The 2505-nt window shown below is 62.2% G+C and carries 2 protein-coding genes; one reads left to right on the plus strand and one right to left on the minus strand.

Annotation, left to right across the window (positions count from 1 at the left end; translation table 11 throughout):
- Nucleotides 1-771: 771 nt before the first annotated feature.
- Nucleotides 772-2010 (plus strand): IS256 family transposase, encoded by a 1239-nt coding sequence (locus ABLE94_RS26260; RefSeq protein ID WP_137811204.1) that lies wholly within the window; start codon nt 772-774, stop codon nt 2008-2010.
- A 20-nt stretch (nt 2011-2030) separates the two neighbouring features.
- Here ABLE94_RS26260 and ABLE94_RS26265 read toward each other — a convergent pair.
- A partial coding sequence (locus ABLE94_RS26265; RefSeq protein ID WP_348807656.1) for a hypothetical protein occupies nt 2031-2505 on the minus strand: 475 nt, incomplete at its 5' end.

Below are 2505 nucleotides of genomic sequence, written 5' to 3' on the forward strand. Positions count from 1 at the left end.
TCGGATTCAGTCTCAGCAGAGAAGGACACCCCCCACACTCTGACTGCGACCACCGACAAGCGTGAGACGTCAACGATGTCCCGACGACACGACGTCAAGCATGTCCCGAGCCCTTACACGTCAGCATCGCCAGATTCGCGAGGATGACGAGCTGGATTACGTCTGGCTGTCAAGCGACGTCACCCCTGAGGGCGGCATGTCTCATGGAATGGGGCACTCCGGTGAAGGGGTGTTGGCCACTGCCGGAGAAGAAGCCGTAGCTGTTGGCTGAGCAAATCTGGTGCAGGACCAGATCGAGCGGACGGGGATTCAGTGGCCCCGCGGCCGCACGGGAGGCGCCATGGGCGCAGTTCTCATCGGAGGGATAGCAACATGGAGTGGCCGCGACGGCGAGCAAGCAGCGATCGGCTCCCTCTCTGCCTGACTTCGAACCATCGGCCGTCCGCGACATCGGCGGACGTTCGGCGCCGACAACTCGTCCTACTCTGACACGTTTCCTTACCAGCTAAAGCGGCTGTGGCAGAGTCGGTCATGCTCGGTGTCAAATGTATTCGTCACGGGTGCGCGTCTTGGCTGAGGGGTAAAGATGGCGCCCGAGTCGTCCTCCCGCGCCGGCCGGCATCATCCTCGGGTAAGTCCCCTGGGGTGGTGGGGTTTCCGTGCTGAGGTGAGGCCGTCACGGAGCGTGTCGGTGCCCCTGTCGAGGCGGGCCATCGCGTAGTGGTCAGTGAGTTACCTACCAAGTGACTCAACAGAAGGACACACAACGCGATGACCCACGACCATTCTGCCTTGCTCGCCCATCTTGATGCACTCAGCTCCGCCGATTCCGGCGCGGTGTTCGCCGAGTTGATCCGGGCGGGGCTGCAAGCGCTGATCGAGGCCGAGGCCACTGAGAAGATCGGCGCGCACCGCTATGAGCGTTCCGCGGAACGCTCAAACATCCGCAACGGCCACCGCACCAAGACCGTGTCGACGACCTCCGGCGATGTCGAAGTCAAGATCCCCAAGCTGCGAGCTGGGTCGTTCTTCCCGAGCCTGCTCGAACGACGCAGACGCATCGACAGAGCCCTGCACGCGGTCGTGATGGAGGCCTACGTTCACGGCGTGTCCACACGCTCGGTCGACGATCTCGTCAACGCCCTTGGCGTCTCCTCGGGCATCTCCAAGTCCGAGGTCTCCCGCATCTGCGCCGGCCTGGACAAAGACATTGCCGCGTTCCGCGAACGCTCCCTGACCCACACTGAGTTTCCTTACGTGTTCGCTGATGCCACTTTCTGCAAGGTTCGGGTCGGCGCCCACGTGGTATCTCAAGCCCTGGTCGTGGCGACCGGGGTGTCGATCGACGGCACCCGCGAGGTGTTGGGTACCGCGGTCGGTGACAGCGAGTCCTTCGAGTTCTGGCGTGAGTTCCTCGCCTCTCTCAAAGCGCGGGGCCTGTCGGGGGTACATCTGGTGATCTCCGATGCCCATGCGGGACTGAAAGCCGCTGTAGCCCAGCAATTCACTGGATCATCGTGGCAGCGGTGCCGAGTACATTTCATGCGGAACCTGCACGGCGTGGTTTCGGCGAAACAGGCGCCGGTGGTGACCGCGGCGGTCAAGACCATCTTCGCTCACACCGAGCCCGCCGAGGTCGCCACGCAGTGGGACCAGGTCGCCGACACCCTGGAATCGTCATTTCCGAAGGTCGCAGCAATGATGGCCGAGGCCAAGTCCGACGTGCTCGCTTTCACCGCCTTCCCCAAGGCCCACTGGCAGAAGATCTGGTCCAACAACCCGATCGAACGACTCAACAAGGAGATCAAACGCCGCGCCGATGTCGTCGAGATCTTCCCCAACCCCGCCGCGTTCCTGCGGTTGGCGACCGCGGTCGTGATCGAGGCCCACGACGAGTGGCAGGTCACCCGCCGCTACCTCTCCGACATCAGCATGGCCGAACTTCGCAAGGTCATCGCCGCCAAACACCACGCTGCCGAAACAGTCGACGAAACACGCCAAATCGCCTAACATTCGGCACGACTCGTTGATCACAACGCGCTGCTCACGCGATCCGAAGTCCACCACCCCACGGGGCGCTGTCTCATCCTCGGCCCCATGTCGTATTCGGCAAGCGGGAAATTGCGGCTAGTTAACATTAACATGGCGTGATCGTCGTCACTCGATGCGGCGAATGGCCTCGTTACGTGACGTAGCAGGCCGCCCAGATTGTCGGTCGGTCGGGCAGTTGGTGTGCGAAAACCGTCGTCGGTGATCATGATCTCGCGGTCGAGGGTGACGACCGAAACATTCTCGTGGCGGTATCGCATATGTGCGTCTATCAAACGTCGTTGCTGCGGTGTTGCAATGTCCCGAAGGCCCGACTGGATTCGTTCGGTGAATGCCATAACGGTGGCTAGAACGAACCGGCTGGTGTCCTCGGCGAGGCGGCAGACGTTGAGGTGTGGCTGAGAATTGCCGCGTAGGCGATGCTGGCTGACTTGTAACGACCGTGCGCTTCGGACG

The sequence above is a fragment of the Gordonia sp. VNK1 genome (genome assembly GCF_040049135.1).
Classification (GTDB): domain Bacteria; phylum Actinomycetota; class Actinomycetes; order Mycobacteriales; family Mycobacteriaceae; genus Gordonia; species Gordonia oleivorans.

What these genes read in the sequence shown, in the direction of transcription:
- ABLE94_RS26260 (WP_137811204.1), top strand. Translation starts at nt 772, where the DNA reads ATGACCCACGACCATTCTGCCTTGCTCGCCCATCTTGATGCACTCAGC.